Annotated in this window: 22 protein-coding genes and 1 other RNA gene; 16 read left to right on the top strand and 7 right to left on the bottom strand. The window is 47.7% G+C overall.

Annotated features, from left to right (window positions below; translation table 11 throughout):
* Positions 1–2: 2 nt before the first annotated feature.
* Positions 3–1,118: a bifunctional 3,4-dihydroxy-2-butanone-4-phosphate synthase/GTP cyclohydrolase II gene (gene ribBA / locus CWI84_RS10615; protein ID WP_126842566.1), complete on the top strand. Its 1,116-nt coding sequence runs from the start codon at positions 3–5 to the stop codon at positions 1,116–1,118.
* Here ribBA and CWI84_RS10610 read toward each other — a convergent pair.
* From CWI84_RS10610 to CWI84_RS10595, 4 genes are read right to left on the bottom strand one after another with little or no spacing between them, the layout of a single operon-like run.
* Positions 1,071–1,973, bottom strand: a complete 903-nt coding sequence (locus CWI84_RS10610) for a ketopantoate reductase family protein (RefSeq protein WP_126842565.1) — start codon at positions 1,971–1,973, stop codon at positions 1,071–1,073. The two genes, ribBA and CWI84_RS10610, sit on opposite strands and share 48 nt — an antisense overlap.
* Positions 1,970–3,322, bottom strand: coding sequence for an AmpG family muropeptide MFS transporter (locus CWI84_RS10605; protein ID WP_126842564.1), 1,353 nt, complete (start codon positions 3,320–3,322; stop codon positions 1,970–1,972). Before CWI84_RS10605 ends, CWI84_RS10610 begins: the two co-directional genes overlap by 4 nt.
* A complete protein-coding gene (locus tag CWI84_RS10600; protein WP_126842563.1) occupies positions 3,322–3,912 on the bottom strand; it encodes a peptidylprolyl isomerase in 591 nt (196 codons plus the stop codon). Before CWI84_RS10600 ends, CWI84_RS10605 begins: the two co-directional genes overlap by 1 nt.
* Positions 3,912–4,451, bottom strand: coding sequence for a YajG family lipoprotein (locus CWI84_RS10595; protein WP_126842562.1), 540 nt, complete (start codon positions 4,449–4,451; stop codon positions 3,912–3,914). Before CWI84_RS10595 ends, CWI84_RS10600 begins: the two co-directional genes overlap by 1 nt.
* A gap of 170 nt (positions 4,452–4,621) precedes the next feature.
* On the opposite strand from CWI84_RS10595, the gene CWI84_RS10590 reads away from it, so the two are divergent.
* The 3 genes from CWI84_RS10590 (at position 4,622) to ffs (ending at position 6,695) form a co-directional block, all read left to right on the top strand.
* Complete coding sequence (locus CWI84_RS10590; protein WP_126842561.1) at positions 4,622–5,713, top strand: ketoacyl-ACP synthase III; 1,092 nt, start codon at positions 4,622–4,624, stop codon at positions 5,711–5,713.
* A 59-nt stretch (positions 5,714–5,772) separates the two neighbouring features.
* Positions 5,773–6,519, top strand: a complete 747-nt coding sequence (locus CWI84_RS10585; RefSeq protein ID WP_126842560.1) for an enoyl-CoA hydratase-related protein — start codon at positions 5,773–5,775, stop codon at positions 6,517–6,519.
* 79 nt (positions 6,520–6,598) lie between these two features.
* Positions 6,599–6,695: signal recognition particle sRNA small type (gene ffs, locus CWI84_RS10580), an RNA gene on the top strand.
* Between the two features lie 8 nt (positions 6,696–6,703).
* Here ffs and CWI84_RS10575 read toward each other — a convergent pair.
* Positions 6,704–6,982, bottom strand: a complete 279-nt coding sequence (locus CWI84_RS10575) for a late competence development ComFB family protein (RefSeq protein ID WP_126842559.1) — start codon at positions 6,980–6,982, stop codon at positions 6,704–6,706.
* Between the two features lie 102 nt (positions 6,983–7,084).
* On the opposite strand from CWI84_RS10575, the gene CWI84_RS10570 reads away from it, so the two are divergent.
* Positions 7,085–8,179, top strand: coding sequence for a tryptophan 2,3-dioxygenase family protein (locus CWI84_RS10570; protein ID WP_126842558.1), 1,095 nt, complete (start codon positions 7,085–7,087; stop codon positions 8,177–8,179).
* Here the strand turns inward: CWI84_RS10570 and CWI84_RS10565 are convergent.
* Both CWI84_RS10565 and priC read right to left on the bottom strand, forming a co-directional pair.
* A complete protein-coding gene (locus CWI84_RS10565) occupies positions 8,165–9,082 on the bottom strand; it encodes a histone deacetylase family protein (RefSeq protein WP_126842557.1) in 918 nt (305 codons plus the stop codon). The two genes, CWI84_RS10570 and CWI84_RS10565, sit on opposite strands and share 15 nt — an antisense overlap.
* Complete coding sequence (gene priC, locus CWI84_RS10560) at positions 9,069–9,578, bottom strand: primosomal replication protein PriC (RefSeq protein ID WP_157981020.1); 510 nt, start codon at positions 9,576–9,578, stop codon at positions 9,069–9,071. Before priC ends, CWI84_RS10565 begins: the two co-directional genes overlap by 14 nt.
* A 649-nt stretch (positions 9,579–10,227) precedes the next feature.
* Between priC and CWI84_RS10555 the strand changes: the two genes are divergently transcribed.
* The 11 genes from CWI84_RS10555 (at position 10,228) to CWI84_RS10505 (ending at position 18,429) form a co-directional block, all read left to right on the top strand.
* A complete protein-coding gene (locus CWI84_RS10555) occupies positions 10,228–11,016 on the top strand; it encodes a DUF3450 domain-containing protein (protein ID WP_126842555.1) in 789 nt (262 codons plus the stop codon).
* Entirely contained in the window at positions 11,013–12,389 is a 1,377-nt protein-coding gene (locus CWI84_RS10550; protein ID WP_126842554.1) for a MotA/TolQ/ExbB proton channel family protein, read from the top strand. The genes CWI84_RS10555 and CWI84_RS10550 overlap by 4 nt, the downstream gene beginning before the upstream one ends.
* Positions 12,390–12,393: 4 nt before the next feature.
* Positions 12,394–12,918, top strand: a complete 525-nt coding sequence (locus CWI84_RS10545; RefSeq protein ID WP_126842553.1) for a MotA/TolQ/ExbB proton channel family protein — start codon at positions 12,394–12,396, stop codon at positions 12,916–12,918.
* Positions 12,919–12,930: 12 nt separating this feature from the next.
* Positions 12,931–13,332, top strand: a complete 402-nt coding sequence (locus CWI84_RS10540; protein WP_126842552.1) for an ExbD/TolR family protein — start codon at positions 12,931–12,933, stop codon at positions 13,330–13,332.
* A gap of 1 nt (position 13,333) precedes the next feature.
* Positions 13,334–13,948, top strand: a complete 615-nt coding sequence (locus CWI84_RS10535; protein WP_126842551.1) for an energy transducer TonB — start codon at positions 13,334–13,336, stop codon at positions 13,946–13,948.
* Between the two features lie 3 nt (positions 13,949–13,951).
* Positions 13,952–15,247: a tetratricopeptide repeat protein gene (locus CWI84_RS10530; protein WP_126842550.1), complete on the top strand. Its 1,296-nt coding sequence runs from the start codon at positions 13,952–13,954 to the stop codon at positions 15,245–15,247.
* A 150-nt stretch (positions 15,248–15,397) separates the two neighbouring features.
* Positions 15,398–15,802, top strand: a complete 405-nt coding sequence (locus CWI84_RS10525) for an HvfA family oxazolone/thioamide-modified RiPP metallophore (protein ID WP_126842549.1) — start codon at positions 15,398–15,400, stop codon at positions 15,800–15,802.
* Positions 15,792–16,625 (top strand): HvfB family MNIO-type RiPP peptide maturase, encoded by an 834-nt coding sequence (locus tag CWI84_RS10520; RefSeq protein ID WP_126842589.1) that lies wholly within the window; start codon positions 15,792–15,794, stop codon positions 16,623–16,625. Before CWI84_RS10525 ends, CWI84_RS10520 begins: the two co-directional genes overlap by 11 nt.
* Positions 16,618–17,352 carry an HvfC family RiPP maturation protein gene (locus CWI84_RS10515; protein WP_157981019.1) on the top strand — a complete coding sequence of 245 codons (735 nt, stop codon included), beginning with the start codon at positions 16,618–16,620 and terminating at the stop codon, positions 17,350–17,352. Before CWI84_RS10520 ends, CWI84_RS10515 begins: the two co-directional genes overlap by 8 nt.
* A gap of 150 nt (positions 17,353–17,502) precedes the next feature.
* On the top strand, positions 17,503–17,880 hold the full coding sequence (locus tag CWI84_RS10510) for a response regulator (protein ID WP_126842547.1): 378 nt from the start codon (positions 17,503–17,505) through the stop codon (positions 17,878–17,880).
* Positions 17,881–17,892: 12 nt separating this feature from the next.
* The gene (locus tag CWI84_RS10505) at positions 17,893–18,429 is read left to right on the top strand and encodes an adenine phosphoribosyltransferase (RefSeq protein ID WP_126842546.1); all 537 of its coding nucleotides are present in this window, start codon (positions 17,893–17,895) and stop codon (positions 18,427–18,429) included.
* Positions 18,430–18,434 lie beyond the last annotated feature (5 nt).

The raw sequence follows: 18,434 nt of genomic DNA, 5'->3' as shown, positions 1-18,434 counted from the left end.
TGATGTCATTGAATACCACTGAAGAGATTATTGAAGACATTCGCCAAGGTAAAATGGTCATTCTGATGGATGACGAAGACCGCGAAAACGAAGGCGATATAATCATCGCCGCCGACTGTATTACGCCTGAAGCGATCAATTTTATGGCGCGCTATGGTCGTGGTTTGATTTGTTTGACGTTGTCAGAAGAGCGCTGTCAGCAATTGCGCTTGCCGCTAATGGTGGACCAAAATAGTGCGCCCTACGCGACTAACTTTACCGTTTCTATCGAAGCGGCAGAGGGGGTCACAACTGGTATTTCCGCAGCGGATCGGGCAAAGACGGTCAAAGCCGCGGTGGCTAAAGAGGCAAAACCGTCAGACCTGGTCATGCCGGGACATATTTTTCCTTTAAAAGCAAAGTCCGGAGGGGTATTAAACCGTGCTGGACATACCGAAGCAGGTTGTGATTTGGCGCGCTTAGCTGGCTTTGAACCGGCTGCGGTTATCGTTGAAGTGTTGAATGAAGACGGAACCATGGCTCGTCGGCCCGATCTTGAAGCATTTGCTGCTGAGCATGATATTAAAATAGGCACTATAGCCGACTTGATCGAGTACCGTTCGTTACGGGAAAAAACCATTCGTCGCGTTGGGCAGTGCAAAATGCCGACCAGTGCGGGTGAGTTTGAGTTGATCACGTACCAAGATACCATCGATAAACAAGTGCATTTTGCCTTGGTCCACGGTGAAATTAACGAGCAAAAGCCGGTTAATGTGCGGGTTCATCTGCAAGATACTATCCACGATACCTTTCTCACCGAACGCGCGGCTAAGCGCAGTTGGCCCATTCAAAAGGCAATGAACTATATTGCAGAACATGACGGTGTCATGGTGATTATTGGTCGCCAGCAGTCACCCGACGATCTGATTGAACAAGTTCAAGCGTTTGAAGCCGAGGACCAAGGCCAACGCAAACCGACAGCATCGGCATCAAACGCTTCACGTAATGTCGGGTTAGGCTCACAAATCCTTGCTGACCTCGGCGTGCATCGGATGCACTTGTTGAGTTCGCCGAAACGCTATTCGGCTCTCTCAGGGTTTGGCCTGGAAGTGCTCGATTTTATTGAGGACAGTGACTAACTGTTGATGCGCGGGTAGCGCTATTTGGCGCTGTTCTGCTTGCTTGAGCAACCAGCCATTTAATGCGGCGATCTCGGTGGGGTTGCCGTTTTTTATGTCTTGTAGCATGGAAGAATAATTTGTTGCTGTGGCACGGGCTACCTGAACGACGGCTTGGTAAAGTTGAGCGGGATCTAGCGTAACCTGTTGCTGTAAGGCAACCATGACGAGTTCATCGAGTAGTTGTAGAATTTGCGATTGATAATGTGGCGCTAATAATTCGCCGTTGGGAATATCATGAATGGCGGTTAACGGATTGATAACGCAATTTACCGCAAACTTTTGCCAGCGCTTTTCGGTAATGTCCGTCACTATCTGACAGTTACCTAAGCTGTTCGCAAGGTTTTGTGCCGCAGTGTTGACCGGTGCCTCGCTCTGTATCGGCCCCAACCAGCTCTGGCCAATGCCGGCATGGCGGCTCGCTCGTCGTTGCCGAGTGACACCATCGGTTGTCACCAGCAACCAGGTTTGGCGTTGTTTGAGTGGTTGTTCAACGTCAGAAAAACCGTTAAAACTGAAAAACCAAGGCACATCTACAGCGCGCTCACGAAGCTCAGCATATTGTCGCAGCACGTCCGCTAACTGTGTGGTCTTAACACAGCATAGTACTGCATCGACCGCTTGCTTAGGTTGATACCTGGGATACTCCAAAGAGTGTTGCACACCGTTAATGTCGGTAAATTGCCAATCAAATGTTGGCGATTGTTGACTATCGCGTCCAGCAATCGATACCGGAAACCCACGCTGGCGCAGGCGAAAGGCGAATAAACTACCTAAAGCACCGTGACCTATCACTAGCCAACGTTGAGCTGTCATACAGAACCACCCTGAGAACGTTGTTCTAGTTCAAATAAATGGTGGCGAATGCGCCACAGTAATAGCAGGCTAGGAATAATCATTAATGCGGTAATCGCGAAAAATATTGCCCAGTTGCCACCAAGTGCGTCGACCAATACACCGCTATATGATGCTAAAATCGTTTTCCCAAGCGACCCCAAAGACGCCATCAAGGCATACTGGGTTGCGGTAAAGGTGCGATGGCAAAGTAAACTGATAAACGCGACGAAGGCTACCGTCGACCATGCGCTGGTAAAACCATCAATCAAAACTGCCGAGAGGAACAACGGCTCGCTCGGGCCGACCAATGCAATCCAAGAGAACATTAAATTGGAAGAGGCCATAGCGATACCGCCAATAATTAATCCCTTGATAATGCCAAGACGGAGATTCACCAAACTACCGAAAATGGCAAAAACAATGGTGACCCACCAAGTCACTAACTTAGAGTAAGTACCAATTTGGTCGTTGCTAAAACCGATCTCTTTATAAAATACAATCGACATTCGGCCTAAAAAGGCTTCCCCAAGCTTAAACAGAAAAATGAAGCACAGAATGCTGAGCGCCAGTTTGAATCCGCTGCGCTGAAAGAACTCGTTGATAGGGGATATCACCACCTCGTTAATTCTAGCGACAATTTGCTCGCTAACGGACTGTGGCGCCCCGTTGTCGTCGATTGGCGTTTGCTGGTATCTCGGCTCGCGAACAAACAGCACGACACTGCTTAACAGCAAAACCAGACAGCCCAATAAAATGTATGCGTCTTGCCAACTGAAACTAATGCCATCCACGAGGAAGAATGGAATAGCTCCGAGGCCGCTATAGCCCGTCCACCAGCCCGCGGTCGCCATTCCTGCACCGGCACTTTGCAAGCGATTTTCTTGCTCAGAAAACTGCTCAATACGAAATGCGTCGATGGCAATGTCTTGGGTCGCTGATGCTGTCGCAATTAATAGTGCCGTGACACCAATCGCGGTCAAGATTTGGCTGGTGTCTAAGCTTGCCATTGCAAAACAGCAGGCGGCAATGATTGCTTGGCAGAAAAGTATCCACGAACGACGGCGGCCAAAGCGGCGCCCAAAAAAGGGTAAATTGATGCGGTCAATCAGTGGCGACCAGAGAAAATTTACCGAATAGACGCCGATGACAGCACCAAAAAAACCGATGGTAGAGCGCGATAGGCCGGCATCTTGTAGCCATGCTGAGAGGACCGAACCGATCATGACCCAGGGGAAGCCACTGATCATACCTAATACAAAAATCAGCCAAATTCGTGGCTGTTTGAAAACTTGGCTATCGCTCCACCAGGTATGTTGCGCCTCAGCCATTACGGCGCGGGCTCCACAATGACTTGCTCCAGCAACGGTGGGTTCTTGGGTACGTCTTGCCAGCCGGTCACTTCATCAAACGGCATGGATTCTACCGCGGCTAATTTTTCTAGCACATCTTGGCCTTTGATAATGTGGCCAAAAACCGCGTAACCCCAGCGGCTATCACTCGGATCTAAACGCGGATTATCGTTAATATTGAAATAAAACTGACGCGTAGCGGTATGTGGTGCAGACTCGCGCGCCATGGCGATGGTGCCATACTCATTCTTTAAACCGTTGCCGGATTCATTGGGAATAGGGTCGAACTCAGCCCCAAGCTGAAAGTCTTTATCGTAGCCGCCACCCTGGACCACAAAACCCGGCACAATACGGTGGAAAATGGTTCCGGCATAAACGCCTTTGTCGACGTAACGAAGAAAATTAGCGACGGTGAGCGGTGCGCGGGTGCGATCGAGTTCCACCGTAATATTGCCCAGTGAGGTTACCAACGTCACTTTTGGATAGGGGTTATTTGGTTGAATGTCTGCATGAGCGCTAAAGCTCAGGACAACAACCAATGTGGCTAGCAAGCTATAGATACGAGACATTAATCATTTCCTTGTTGCATACGGAGTTTGGGGTCGTTTGCTAAGTCAGACAGTAAGCTGCCTAATAATTCACTGAATTCACGCTCTAACACTGCCTCATCGGCTTGAAATGCCCCTTCTGATTGCGCACTGCCGTGGAAATCTCGGGTAAAGAATTGGTGGCCGTTAGACGCCGTAACAGTCAGCGTGATTTCGTGATGTGCACGATATTTGACCGGGCCTTGTGAGACCGTAATCAATGCTTCATCAATAATCACTTTCCACGTTACCGGACTTTGCGAGCTAATGGGAATTACAGCTTCCAATGCTTGCTTGATGGTTTGTTCAAGAGGTTCACGGCTACTACTAAACTGCGCAGTATCTTGGCTTCGTTCAACCCGCAATAAATAGGAATGGGCTCTGGCATCGACTACCGCAATGCCATTCACGTCACCGGAACTGGACAGTTCTGACAACGGCGGATCGATGGTCAAGGGTTGCGGAGCAGACTGACAACCTGCCAGTATAAGAAGACTAAGTAGGGTTAACCAACGGCGCATGCGAAACTCCTCGGTTGTAGTTTTAAGTAATCCGATCTGTGGTACAACATTATGCACAGACGTTCACCCGATTAACAATCGTGATATGATAGCGGAAAGGCACCACTTTGCCGACTGCCAAGTAAGGTAGCAGAAGTGGATATGCGAATGGATTGAAAAAGGTTTTAGTTGTGACAACGTATGCTGAAATTACCGGCTGGGGTAAATGTTTACCACCAGCTGTATTAACGAATGATGACCTTGCAACATTTTTAGATACCTCTGATGAGTGGATTACGTCTCGAACCGGAATCTCGGAGCGTCGTATTAGTCACGTCGGAACCTCAGAAATGGCCACAGTTGCGGCAAAAAATGCGCTAGCAGCAGCGGGTTTGGAAGCCGACGATCTTGATTTAATTATCGTTGGCACCTGTACAGCGGATGAAATTATTCCCAACGTTGCCTCTGCGGTACAACAGAAGCTAGGGGCAAAAACCGCCGCTGCATTTGATCTTAATGCTGCCTGTAGTAGTTTCTTATATGCCATGCATATGGCAACCCAAGCCATCCGAACAGGTGCGCAAAAGCGGGTACTGATTATCGGTGCGGAACGATTGTCGCGGATTCTGGATTGGACCAAACGGGAAAGTGCAGTGTTGTTTGGCGACGGCGCCGGAGCAATGATTTTAGAAGCCTCAGACCAACCTGTAGGGCTGTTATCAAGCCACATTAGTTGCGATGCAGATGCTCGTGACGTGTTGAGTGTCGATTTCGGCTTGAGCTTTGACCGGTTTAACTTCGACGGTATCATGCAATTCGACTTCGTTGGCCAAGAAATTTTCAAACGCGCGGTGAAGGGCATGAATGCGGCGGTAGCCAAAGTGTTTGAAGAAACCGGAATGACCACCGATGACGTGGATGCACTCATTCCTCACCAAGCCAATAAGCGCCTCATCGATCACCTCGCTAAGCTGTGTAAGGTGCCGTCAGATAAAACCGTTATCAATATTCAGAACTATGGTAATACTTCGTCGGCAACACTGCCGATTGCCTTCGCCGAGGCTGTTGAGCAAGGCCTTGTAAAGCCAGGAGATAGTATTATCTCAGCAGTATTCGGTGGCGGTTTAACCTGTGGCGCCGGACTGATTCGTTGGGGGCAACGGGTAGAGCCAAAACAGCCGAATAATATGACCCTGGACGATCCAGGAATTTCCGCATTAGAGATGATTTTGCCAATGCATGAAAAAACCGCAGCGGCATGGAAAAAGCGTCAACAAGGATGACAGTCGTCAGTTGACGGTGCTAAGCTGTCTCAAGTGGTACAACCAGTTTGAGGCAGCGAATGGCACAATCTCACATCATTACTGCAGTTGAACAGGGCATCATGACCCTGACCTTCAACCGCGCAGAAAAGAAAAACGCGATCACCCAAGATATGTATCGGCAACTCACTGCTGCGTTGCAACAAGCAGAGCAGGACGGGGCGATTCATGCGATCGTCATAACCGGCTCGGGAGATAGTTTTACCGCCGGTAACGATCTTGCCGATTTTATTGGCATGGGCGAAATTGATGCGTCTGCACCAGTGTTCGAATTTTTACACTGTGTTGCGCGATTATCCGTTCCGATGATTGCTGCAGTGAATGGCTTGGCGATCGGTATAGGTACAACCTTGCTGCTGCATTGCGATATTGTGATTGCGGCACGTTCTGCTCAGTTTGCACTTCCGTTCGCCAAGTTAGGGTTGGTGCCAGAAGCGGGTTCGAGTCAATTACTACCGTTACTGACAGGGCATTTACGAGCGTCTGAATGGCTCTTGCTGGGTGATAATTTTGCTGCCGACGACGCTGAGCAAGCAGGTATTGTATCGAAAGTGGTCGACGATCAAGCGCTTGCGGAAACCATAGACGCCTACTGCCAGCGTTTCCGGCAGATACCGGTTTCCTCACTGCGTGCGTCTAAAGCGCTCATCAATGCGCCGTTAGAGCCCGTGCCAGATCGGATCAACCGTGAAGTGAAGAGCTTTGCCAAAGCGTTACAGCATGCCGATACCCAGGCGACTATTCAGGCTAAATTGCAGAAAAAGTAAACGAACGCGCGGGAATTGCCTCGACAGCGCTTGCTAGCGCTGCAGGTTTACGAGATAATCCGCGCCGTTATGGTGACTCTGCGGGTCCCCCCGCAACGTTAACCAGCGAACCCGGTCAGGCCCGGAAGGGAGCAGCCGTAGTTGGGGATACGTGTGCCGGGGTGTGGCTGGTAGAGTCGCCACCCTATTTTTTATTCTGGCTTTTATTTCTTTCCGTTAAAAATTCCAGTGCCTCATTGACCGCCTTGTGCACCTGCATTTCCATATCTAAGCGTTTGGATGGTGGCAGAAAAAATGCCATATCAACTTCATGCCGAATATAACGCGGCGGTAGTTGGTTCAGTACCAAGCAACAAAGGTCGGCGAGAAAATCTTGATCATAGCGTCGTTGTAATTCTAACTCTTCAATACGGTCGCCAACGAGACGCTCGTAGTAATTGTGAATATCGTCGCTGTAATTCATATCAGCCTCCTCAGGCGTGTGCGATACAAAATAGTTGTATAGTCCACTTTACTTGACCGATTGCAGTTGGTCTAATTTGATGTCCACTGACAAGGAGTGCTTATGCCAAAGAATATCGTCCCTGTGTACTATGGTGACTACCTAAAACTTGACCAACTGCTTTCAGCGCAAGAGCCTCATAGCCCTCGCTATGGCGATGAAGCGCACGATGAAACACTGTTTATCATTGTACACCAGGTATACGAATTGTGGTTTAAGCAGGTGTTGCACGAATTACGGTCGGTACATGACATTTTTAATGCCCAACACGTAGCGGACAACGCGTTAATTACCGTCGTGCATCGGCTACAGCGAATACTCACTATTCAGGAACTGATGAATCAACAGGTCGGGGTGATTGAAACCATGACGCCGCAAGAGTTTCTATCATTCCGCGACTACTTGGTGCCGGCATCAGGGTTCCAAAGCATCCAATTCAAAGAGTTAGAGATTCGGTTAGGGCTGACCCGAGCACGCCGCGTCGCCTTTGATCAGTCCTCGTTCTATAACCGTTTAAATGATGCAGACCGAGAATATTTAGAGATGCTTGAACAACAACCGAGTTTATTTGATCGGGTGGATGCTTGGTTGGCGCGGATGCCGTTCCTCGAGTTCGAAGATTTTAGCTTCTGGCAGATGTACCGTGACGCTGTTGAGCGGATGCTCGACCAAGAAGCGGAGATCGTGACAAGCAACAATACCCTAACCGATAAAGAGAAGACCACGGAATTAGAGGGGATTGCTGCCACTCGAGAGCGCTTTGAAGCACTGTTTGACGAACAACGCTATGAGGCACTGAGGGCTGCGGGTGAGGTTCGACTATCGCAAAAAGCCATGTTAAGCGCGCTGTTTATTTCACTGTATCGTGAAGAACCGGTATTCAATTTGCCATTCCAGGTGATCACGCAGTGCACCGAAATGGATGAGAAATTTACGATTTGGCGTTATAAGCATGCGATGATGGTGCAACGTATGCTGGGAAGTAAAATTGGTACGGGTGGTTCATCGGGACACGATTATTTGAAAAAAACCACTGAGTCGAATCGTATTTTTAATGACTTCTTCGCTATGGCGACCTATTTGCTGCCAAAATCTGAATTACCGGTGTTGCCGGAAAGGGTGAAAAAGGCCTTGGGCTTTTGGCTACGCACTGAATAAATGGTGGGCGGCGCGCAGTAATTGACCGTGCGCCGTAACTAGCCGATCTAATTGGCGCTGGTAACCACCACCAATAACTACCGCGGTAGCGATTTGACGCTGCTGCAGTAGTCCTAAAACCTGTAAATCGCGTTGGTAAATGCCAGCTAATGAAATACCTAACTTTCCGAGATCATCACGCTGATAAATATCGACCCCAGCATCGTAAAGCACTAATTGTGGCTGGAACCTATTAATAGCGCTTTCTAGTGTGTCAAAAACCGTCTGCAAATAATCCGCTTCGCTAATATCGTCTGCCACGCCAACGTCAATATCGGACTGCGCTTTATTGAAAGGAAAGTTTTTTTGCGAGTGAATAGAACAGGTGATGATGCGTGACTCGTTGCTAAAAAGCGTGGCTGTACCATCGCCTTGGTGAACGTCGGTGTCAAATATGAGCACACTTGATAGGCCGAGGTTATCAACAGCATGCCGAGCCGCTATTGCTAAATCATTGATTAAGCAAAAACCAGACCCCCAGTCATAGTGAGCGTGATGATAGCCGCCGGAGAAGTGAATCGCCAGTTGCTGTTGAAGTGCCACCTCTACTGTTTGCAACGTTCCGCCCGCCGACGTCAGGGTTCGTGTCAATAACTGCTGTGACCAGGGAAAGCCAATTCGACGCCATTCTGCTTTCGTAAAATCATTGTTCTGCAAGCGTCTGATGTAGTTGCGGCAATGCACCGTAGCAACCTTGTCCCAGTTCAGCGGTTGCGCTGTTAGCCACTGCTCAGGTTTGGCACCGTGACGCACTGCCCATTGCTGCAGCGCTCGATATTTTCCAATTGGGTAACGGTGCCGCGGAGGGAGTACTAGGTCACTATAAATGGGATGATAGATAAACGGTGTACTATTTCTCTTCATAGCGTCGAAGCTTTGCTTGAATATCGTTAATGGCTTGCTGGCAGCGGTTTAGCCGTTGTTCGGTTTGTTGTTTGGCGGAAATCGTAGTGGCAGTTGCCAACATGTTGTCGAGTCGCCGTTCATATTGGTGATACTGCTGGAGAGTGTCGCGCAACCTTTGCAGTGTTTGTTCCCGCGTCATGGACTGCTGAGCCGGCTTTCTCGGTTTCGGCGCTAAGCGCCAGGCCAACGTGCGGCTAAGTGCCTCTAACTGCTGGGTTAGCCTTTGCTCTAGGAGTGCGGTTCGCTGTGGGCTAGGGTCTTGTATCCACTGTTGCTTGGTTTGCTCGAGTTCTTCTACATAAGGGCTCGCAAATTGCGCTCGGGTGCGAAAAATGTGTGGGTCAAACCATTGTTCACTGGTTTCTTGGCGCTGATCAAGCAATTGTTTATCCAGTGCGGCTGCTTGTTCACGAAGCCGAGAGATTTGTTGGTTAAGTTTATTAATTAACGACACACGTCTTAGCCTGAGTGACAAATCAAAGAGTAGAATAACGGGATAATTGCTAAAAATCACCCCATTGTTGTCCTAATCTTGTTAGGAACGTGTGATCGTGGGAATATGTAATGTCATGACAACACTGTTATGTAACTCACGGATTTTACTAAATTAATTTTACATTTTAATGCTCAGAGATAAAACCGACTTTGAATAGTTCGTTGATCATTGATATATACAGTGAAAAAAGTTGTTTGAAAAACGTTGAAATATGTAACTGGCTGTTGTTTGCGGATCGAAAAGTGATACTATGCGAGTAGGCGTTAATTTTGTGAGGTGTCGATTTTTTTCGGCTAACAGCACTCAATTTGCGCTGTGAGAGTAAAAAGATGTTACGCGACGATTTTTTTGCAATAGTTTAGGTTGTTGCAAAAACACCGTCGTTTGATGTACTTGCAGTTTGTCGCAGTGCATTAGAAGTTAGCGGGGCTACGCTCTATGGCCGATTGCACTCGGTTGACAGGGTTGTGGTGTCGTGGGAGTATTGTTGGTTATTGCCCTTGTTGGCAATTGCAGCATGGTTAATAAATCTTTTCGTCACTCAATAACTGGTGTTTCTCGCGTTTTTCGCGATGAAGCGGAAGTTAAGTCAAATTGGTTGGGAACTATGACCAAAGTAATCAATAGAACCAAAATCGCAACAGCCCTAGTGGGCATAATGGCGATGGCCGGTAGCGGTATTGCTGCTGCCCAGCAAGTAAACGTCGCTAAACTTCAAAGCGAAGATGCTAAAACGATCGCTGCGTCTGAACAGTCGCAGAAGAAAATCGACTCACTGTTCGAGCAAAGTCAAGATCTTTTGATCGATTACCGCTCGACTATCGCTGAGTACGAGAACCTTAAAATATACAATGATCACGTTGCACGCTTGGTAGCAGACCAAGAGGCATCTTTGGCGTCATTGCAAAAACAAATCAATGGTATCGAAGACACTAAGAAAGGTGTGATTCCACTGATGTATGAAATGATCGATGCATTAGAGAACTTCATCAAGTTGGACATGCCGATAAGTCGTGAAAAGCGGTTAGCGCGCGTTGCGACCTTACGCGAAATCATGGAAGACTCAGACGTTTCTACGTCAGAGCGTTTCCGTCAGGTGATTGAAGCGTACCAAGCAGAACTTGAATATGGTTCTGGTTTGATGTCTTATGAAGGCACTTTAGACATCAATGGCGAACAAGTTGCAGTTGACTTTTTCCATATGGGTCGCGTGACTTTCTTAGCACAATCGTTGGACCTGAAAAACGCGTGGATCTACAACAACGAAACTGACGAATGGTCAGCTTTGGAAGATGAATTTATTCGTCCTTTGACAACGGCTATTCGTATGTCTCGTAAGCAAACAGCTTATGATCTGGTTAAACTTCCAGTGTTCGCAGCGGAGAGTGCAGAATGAAACAGCTATTGAAAAATGTGCTGGTCGCAGCAACCGTTACCTTAACTGCTGGTACGACAATCGCTGCAAACGCCCAGCAACAAACGCAGCCAGAAGCAAAATCACTTGATCAACTGCTTCAATTGGTCAAAGAAAATCGAGTATCCTCACGTAAGCTTGATCAGCAACGCGAGCAAGCCTTCTTGGCGGAAAAAGCCGACAAGCAGGCAATGTTAAATAAAGCCAAGCAACAGCTAAAAGACGAGGAAGCTCGCAGTCAGCGTTTGCAGAAAGCCTTCTCTGAAAACGAGATCAAGCTGGCAAACAAAGAAACTGAATTGGAAAACGCGAAAGGTACATTAGGTGAAATGTTCGGTGTCGTTCGTGGCGCTGCGACAGATACCATTGGCCGTATCGCTACTTCAATTATTAGCGCGCAGTATCCAGGTCGTGAAGACGTGTTGGAAAGTCTTTCTGAAGCGAAAGAACTTCCTACGTTGAAAGAGCTGGAAGAGCTTTGGTTAGCGTTGCTTACTGAGATGACTGAGTCAGGTAAAGTTGTGACGTTCCCTACCACCGTAACCTTGTTGGACGGCGGAACTGAGCAAATGGACGTTACCCGTGTCGGCGTATTCAACTTGATCGCGCCAAATGGTGATTACCTAATCTATAGCGATGCAACTGAGCAAGTTCAGCCTCTTGGTCGTCAACCAGATGGTTATGTCACTGATGAAGCGGATGAGTTTACTGATACAACAAGCGGTTATGCCGGTGTTTATCTGGATCCGTCAAAAGGTCAAATCCTGAGCTTGTTAACGCAGAAAGCGACACTTGAAGAGCGTTATCACCAAGGTGGCACAGTCGGTTATGTTATTACCGCAGTACTGATTCTTGGCTTATTAATCTCTATTTACAAGCTGGTTACCTTGGCAAGTGTTAATGCAAAAATTCGCTCACAGCTGAAAAACATCTCTAACCCTTCAGAGAAGAACCCTTTGGGTCGCATTTTGAAGGTTTATCACGAGAACAAATCAGCTGACGCTGAAAACCTAGAGTTGAAACTGGACGAAGCTATCATGCGTGAGACGCCAAGCATCGATGCCGGGGTTAACGTTATTAAGATTTTTGCTGCTATCGCTCCATTATTGGGTCTATTGGGTACGGTTGTTGGTATGATTGGTACGTTCCAATCAATCACCTTGTTTGGTACTGGTGATCCGAAGATCATGGCAGGTGATATTTCAATGGCATTGGTAACCACCGCTGAAGGTTTGATTGCCGCGATTCCATTGATTCTAGCGCACAGTGTTGTGGCTGCTCGCAGCAAGCATATCGTTCACGTGTTGGACGAGCAGGCTGCAGGCATCATCGCAGCGCATTCGGAGAAGGAGTAATCCTATGCTTTACCTGATAGAACTTTGGGAATCTGTCAGGGATTTTATTGCGACCGGTGGCAACGTTTTATACGTTGTCATGGGGGTGCTCTTTCTAATGTGGGTACTGATGATCGAGCGCTACTGGTATCTAGTGAATTCGTTTCCAAAACTACGTGATACGATCATCGCACGCTGGAACGAACGGAAAGATACGACCTCGTGGTACGCCCATAGAATCCGTGAAGCATGGATTTCCGAAGCGAATGATAAACTGAATGCACGAATTCTGTTGATCAAAACCTGTGTAGCATTATGTCCGCTGGTTGGACTGCTAGGCACGGTAACTGGGATGATTGCAGTGTTTGAAATTATGGCGGTACAAGGAACGGGTAACCCTCGTTTGATGGCGTCTGGTATTTCAATGGCGACTATCCCAACAATGGCAGGTATGGTTGCGGCCCTATCTGGCATGTTCTTCGCCACTCGCCTTGAAAGTAAGGTGAAACGTGCGAAAGAGAATTTGGTCGACAGTTTGCCACATCACTAAGAGAGTATAATTATGGCACGTAAACGTATTCGAGAAGAGGAAGACGCGTCGATTGATATGACGCCGATGCTCGATATCGTATTTATCATGTTGATCTTCTTCATTGTTACGACCTCGTTCGTAAAAGAAGCAGGTATCGATGTGAATAAACCGGAAGCCAGCCAGGCACAGAAAAAGCCGTCGGCGAATATCTTTATTGCTATTCGTGCAAATGGTGAAGTCTGGATGGATAAACGCATGGTCGATGTCGAACGTGTTGCCGCAAACGTCGAGCGTATGGTCGCCGAACAGCCTACTGATTTGGTGGTCATTCAAGCTGATAAAAAAGCTGAGCACGGTGTTGTGGTTCAAGTCATGGATCAAGTGAAGGAAGCGGGTATCGATAAGATATCCATAGCCGCGGAGACTAACTAATATGGTGCGCTTTTTAGTATCTTTACTATTAGGTGCCGCCGTTACGTTTGGTTTGTTTGTCTTTATGGCTTACTTGATTGGAGGTGGCGCTAAGCGTAATGAAGCGCCACCACCAACACCAGTGATTGATATCGTAACGTCGCCACCTGAATCGGATGTGCAGCAACGTCGGCGGACACCGCCGCCACCACCGCCGCCACCTAGTCGACCACCTCAGACACCAGACTCTACGCCTGATACGTCTGATGCTGGTGGTCTGAATATGGACCTAGGCTTTGATGTTAACGTTGGCGGTGCTGATACAGGTCTTGCAGGGCCAGGTTCATTTATGAACCAAGATGGTGACGCAACCCCAATCGTTCGTATCGAGCCACGGTATCCTCAGGAAGCAGCTCGCGGGGGCATCGAAGGGTGGGTACAGCTCAGCTTTACGATTGATGAAGCGGGTAATGTAACCGACGTCGAAATTCTTGATTCGCAGCCTCGTCGGGTGTTTGACAGGGAAGCACGCCGTGCTTTGCTTCGCTGGAAATATAAACCCAAAGTGATCGATGGTAAGCCTGTTCGTCAAGAAGGGATGACCGTTCAGCTAGACTTTAACCTACAGGAGAATTAAGACATGAAGAATATTCGTAATATTACTTCGATCAGTCTACTTCTTGTGGGTTTACTAGTTTCTCCTTTGACGAATGCGCAAGAACAAGACTTAGGTTTTAAGCTACCAAGTAAAGAAGACGTTCAAACCATGAAAGATAGCCGTAAAAATAAAGCGGCGTCACAGAGCGTTGGTCGCTCGATCATGGAAGCGTTCAAACTCTATGAAGAAGATGACCTTCAGGGTGCGATCGCAATGCTTGAACAGGTTGAAACGAATTCAGAATACGATAAAGCGTATTTGGAACGTTTCCTTGGTAACTTATATGCGGCAAATGAGAAATCTGCTATAGCACTTTCGATGTTGAAAGAAGCTGCTGATGCAAATGTTCTCGGTTGGAACGATCAAGCTGCAGTGCTCAAGTTAGTTGGCCAATTAAGCCTGCAAGAAGAGAAGTACGAGCAGTCGATTGACTATTTGAAAAAATGGTTGATGTTTACCGGCGAAAAAGATCCGAGCGTACTGAACTATCTTGCTAATGCTTATTATCAAACTAAACAGTACGCAAAGATTATTCCACCTGCGCGCATGGCGTTAGCAGCGTCGGACAAGCCCAATAAAGATCTCTATACGTTGATGATGGCGTCTTACTATGAACGCAAGATGTATGATGAGGCCATTGACGTGTTGATCGAAGGCTTAAACAAAATGCCAGAAGTCACTAAGTGGTGGCCTCAGTTGGCGCAGATGTATCTGTCTAATGAACAGTATGAGAAAGCATTGGAAACAATGGAAATTGCAGACATTGCTGGCTATCTAACATCTGAATCGCATTACCGTATTTTGTCGCAGTTGTACGATAACAACGGCGTTCCTTATAAAGCGGCCAAAGTTTTAGAGGAACATGTGGCGAAGGGCGATGTGAAAGCTACTGAGAACGTGCTAAGCAGTATCGCATCAAGTTATCACCGAGCGAAAGAGTGGAAAGAGGCTGCGCATTGGTACGGTAAAGCTGCAGATAAAGCCGAAGAGGCTGAAGATAAGGCGGAGTACCTACGTAAGCAAGGTTCAGTGTTAGTGTTGAATGAGCAATACGTTGCTGCAACAACACCTTATTTGAAAGCACTGGACTATGCTGAAGGCAAAGATAAAGGAAAAGTCCTAATGTCTTTAGCAGAAGCCTATTTCTACGGTGGCGATTATCGCAAAGCATTGAGCTATGTTAACCAAGCGAAAGACTACAGCAACCAGAGCAGAAATGCGCGTAGCTGGGAAGGTTACATTCGTTCAACCGCTAAGCGTAAAGGCGTAGACCTTTAGTAAAGTAAAACTGAAGAAAAAAGCTCGCTACTTAGCGGGCTTTTTTTATGTCTGTTGCACAATGTAATTTTTTTGTAAGTTATTTGCCTTTCTCGGGTCTTGTCCTATGTTATTCATAGACAATTTCTCACAACAATGAAGGGTACGACGATGAACAAATCAATGTCTATTTCTGCTGCTGCGCTGCTGTCGTTAGCTGCAGGGGCTGCAATGGAAGCACAAGCAACAACGGTTCACGCGATGGATTTAGGTAGTGGTTACGAGCGTGCAAACCTTAACGGTGCTTGCGGTGGTAAAAAAGACGAGATGAAACAAGACGGTCAAGAGAAAGGCAAAGAAATGAAAGAACAAGCGCATGACAAGGCTGATATGATGAAAGAGAAGGCCATGGAAAAGCGCGATATGATGAAAGAAAAGAGCATGGAAAAGCGTGAGATGATGCAGAAAGAGCACATGGACAAACGCGAAATGATGAAGGACAAAATGGAAGAGGGTAAGTGCGGCGAAGGTAAATGTGGTTCTGAGGATTCATCAGACGATTCAGATGACGAATAACACGTTACCACGTCAAGCTGTAGGAATTGGTCTACGGCGACCCCTTATTGAAGCGGCGCAACAGCGCCGCTTAGTATGTGATTTTTTGGAATTGGCGCCAGAAAACTGGATGACCCAACCACGCAAGCTGGAGCTATTGGACCAAATTGCTGCGAACTATCCGCTCCGGTGCCATGGCTTGTCGTTATCTATCGGCGGACCCGAACCGTTAGACAAGACCTTCCTGCTCGAAATTAAAACGTTTTTGCAACGCTATCAAATCCCTTGGTATAGCGAGCACCTCAGTTTTAGTAGCTTTCAAGGCCATTTGTACGACTTGATGCCGATGCCGTTTACCGCCGACGCAGCGAGTTATGTTGCTGAAAGGGTGCGGCAAGTGCAGGACATTATAGAGCGGCCGTTAGTGCTGGAAAATATTTCCTATTACACGCCGTTAGCACGAGATATCCGTGAAATAGATTTTATCCTACAAGTATTAACCGAGTCCGCTTGCGAACTGCTACTCGATGTCAATAACGTATACGTTAATAGTTTTAATCACGGTTATGATGCACGCGAGTTTATCCGCGCCATTCCAAGCCATGCGATTCGCTATTACCACATCGCTGGACATAGCGAAGAATCTGCTGAGCTTTTAGTTGATACTCATGCGAGCGCAATCAAGCAGGAGGTTTATGAATTATTAGCTTATAGCTATCGACACCATGGCCAACGGCCAACATTACTCGAACGCGACAGCAACGTTCCCAGTCTCACCGCACTCACGGGTGAATTGGAAACCATCAAACAGTTGCAGTACGAGGCGGCTTCCGTATATGCATGACTTTCAGCGCATTCAACAACGTTTCGTTGAAGCGGTGACGGCGCCAGAACAAAAGGACTTAGTGGATGTTGAGCCACAGCGGCTCGCGGTTTATCGGCGTTTGCTGAAAAACAACATCGTCCAATTTGTCGAGCGGGCATTCCCAGTGTTGTTGTCACTGCTATCCAAGCCACGTAAAGCGGCATTGCTACAGCAGTTCTATAGTCAATTTCGCGGGCATTCACCGTACTTTCACCACATAGCCCAGAGCTTTGCTGAATTTTGTCAAAAGCAACCAGAGCTACCGGCTTTTGCCGCTGACTTGGCGTATTATGAGTGGCTTGAGGTTGCTGTGGCAAACGCGCCAGAACAGGTTGCAGAGCGCGCAACGCTATGGCGTTGGAATTCGACCCTGCAATCGATTGTGAGTTTTTATCCGCTGGATAAAATATCTCCAGCATTTCAGCCTCAACAACCGCTGCCACAAGCGCAGTGCTTTGTGGTGTATCGACAACCCCATGGAGCGATTCGGTTTAGTAAGTTATCGCCGCTTACGGCACTATGGTTACACCAATCTGGTTGGCCTGAGGAGGGCTTTTCGCAACGTCAAATCATCCAATTCTCGCAATCGGTACTGAGTCAGCAGCCTCCTTCCGAGGTGGCTGAAACGGTCCAACAGGCGTTAATGAATTTAGCGGAAGTGAAAGTACTGATTCCTCCTTTTAACCGGTCCAAGGATCCAGTATGATCAGCGACCGGTAAAAAGAGAGGTAAGCCGCATGTCTGATGTAGCATTTCGTGAAAGCACAAAAAAACGTTTTATCCCACTGGCTGTCGTTGTATTTTTCTGCACAGTGAGTTTGCCCGCAGTACTCGGATTGATTAAATTTTTGTCGTCATGAGCTTTCGTATTCTGCTGGTAGAGGACAACCCTCGTACCCGCGCTCAACTCGTTCAAGCGCTACGTACTGTCAATGCCGAAATAACTGAAGCAGTCGATGGTCTAGACGGCTTAAGCCAGGCTAAACAAGGGCAATTTGACTTGGTGTTATTAGACCACAAGATGCCAGTCATGGACGGCCTTAGCTTGTTGCGTAATTTACGCGAGTTGGTGGACTATGAGGATACGCCACTGTTGCTGATGACCACGCAGGAAATCAATCAGATAGAACCACAGGCGCTGAAATCTGGGGCGAACGATTGCCTCGCAAAACCGATCGCGGATGACGCACTGGCGGAAGCAGTGAAAGGGTTCATGATGCGTGATGTCGCGTAATAGGAAATAAGCATGACGGAACAGTCGCTGGCAATCATTAAACAAGCGATCGGAACTATCGAAAACTACCCTAAAGCTGGGGTGACTTTCCGTGATATTACGCCGCTACTCGCTAATGCAGAAGCGCTGCATGTCACCATCGATCTGTTCAAACAGCGCTATCAACAGCAAGGTATAACCCAAATTGTTGGGATTGAAGCGCGCGGATTCATCTTCGGCTCAGCACTGGCTTATGCCTTGGGCGTAGGCTTCACGTTGTTGCGTAAGCCCGGGAAATTACCTCGTGAGGTGTATTCGCAACGCTACGCCTTGGAGTACGGCGAAGATGAGCTACAGATTCATCAAGATGGTTTAAGCGCCGACGATAAGGTGGTGTTGATTGATGATTTGTTAGCGACTGGTGGTACCGTTCTTGCCGCGGCAGAGCTACTCAAGCAAACGGGCGCAACGTTGCACGAAGCCGCATTTGTGATCGGATTGCAGGACCTAGCGGGAATCGACCGTCTCGACGATAAGGCGATTCCTTACTATACCCTCTGTACTTTTTAGGTTAA

Origin of the sequence: Idiomarina tyrosinivorans, assembly GCF_003987475.1 — a bacterium.
Taxonomy (GTDB): Bacteria; Pseudomonadota; Gammaproteobacteria; order Enterobacterales; family Alteromonadaceae; genus Idiomarina; species Idiomarina tyrosinivorans.
Note: the sequence above shows the minus strand (reverse complement) of the source record. Positions and strands in the feature narration are given on the sequence as shown.

Coding starts and splice junctions, on each gene's coding strand:
- CWI84_RS10525 (WP_126842549.1), top strand. CDS start 15,398: ATGAACAAATCAATGTCTATTTCTGCTGCTGCGCTGCTGTCGTTAGCT.
- CWI84_RS10555 (WP_126842555.1), top strand. CDS start 10,228: ATGACCAAAGTAATCAATAGAACCAAAATCGCAACAGCCCTAGTGGGC.
- CWI84_RS10535 (WP_126842551.1), top strand. CDS start 13,334: ATGGTGCGCTTTTTAGTATCTTTACTATTAGGTGCCGCCGTTACGTTT.
- CWI84_RS10545 (WP_126842553.1), top strand. CDS start 12,394: ATGCTTTACCTGATAGAACTTTGGGAATCTGTCAGGGATTTTATTGCG.
- ribBA (WP_126842566.1), top strand. CDS start 3: ATGTCATTGAATACCACTGAAGAGATTATTGAAGACATTCGCCAAGGT.
- CWI84_RS10610 (WP_126842565.1), bottom strand. CDS start 1,973: ATGACAGCTCAACGTTGGCTAGTGATAGGTCACGGTGCTTTAGGTAGT.
- CWI84_RS10515 (WP_157981019.1), top strand. CDS start 16,618: ATGCATGACTTTCAGCGCATTCAACAACGTTTCGTTGAAGCGGTGACG.
- CWI84_RS10505 (WP_126842546.1), top strand. CDS start 17,893: ATGACGGAACAGTCGCTGGCAATCATTAAACAAGCGATCGGAACTATC.
- CWI84_RS10565 (WP_126842557.1), bottom strand. CDS start 9,082: ATGAAGAGAAATAGTACACCGTTTATCTATCATCCCATTTATAGTGAC.
- CWI84_RS10570 (WP_126842558.1), top strand. CDS start 7,085: ATGCCAAAGAATATCGTCCCTGTGTACTATGGTGACTACCTAAAACTT.
- CWI84_RS10510 (WP_126842547.1), top strand. CDS start 17,503: ATGAGCTTTCGTATTCTGCTGGTAGAGGACAACCCTCGTACCCGCGCT.
- CWI84_RS10575 (WP_126842559.1), bottom strand. CDS start 6,982: ATGAATTACAGCGACGATATTCACAATTACTACGAGCGTCTCGTTGGC.
- CWI84_RS10530 (WP_126842550.1), top strand. CDS start 13,952: ATGAAGAATATTCGTAATATTACTTCGATCAGTCTACTTCTTGTGGGT.
- CWI84_RS10605 (WP_126842564.1), bottom strand. CDS start 3,322: ATGGCTGAGGCGCAACATACCTGGTGGAGCGATAGCCAAGTTTTCAAA.
- CWI84_RS10600 (WP_126842563.1), bottom strand. CDS start 3,912: ATGTCTCGTATCTATAGCTTGCTAGCCACATTGGTTGTTGTCCTGAGC.
- CWI84_RS10540 (WP_126842552.1), top strand. CDS start 12,931: ATGGCACGTAAACGTATTCGAGAAGAGGAAGACGCGTCGATTGATATG.
- CWI84_RS10520 (WP_126842589.1), top strand. CDS start 15,792: ATGACGAATAACACGTTACCACGTCAAGCTGTAGGAATTGGTCTACGG.
- CWI84_RS10595 (WP_126842562.1), bottom strand. CDS start 4,451: ATGCGCCGTTGGTTAACCCTACTTAGTCTTCTTATACTGGCAGGTTGT.
- CWI84_RS10550 (WP_126842554.1), top strand. CDS start 11,013: ATGAAACAGCTATTGAAAAATGTGCTGGTCGCAGCAACCGTTACCTTA.
- CWI84_RS10585 (WP_126842560.1), top strand. CDS start 5,773: ATGGCACAATCTCACATCATTACTGCAGTTGAACAGGGCATCATGACC.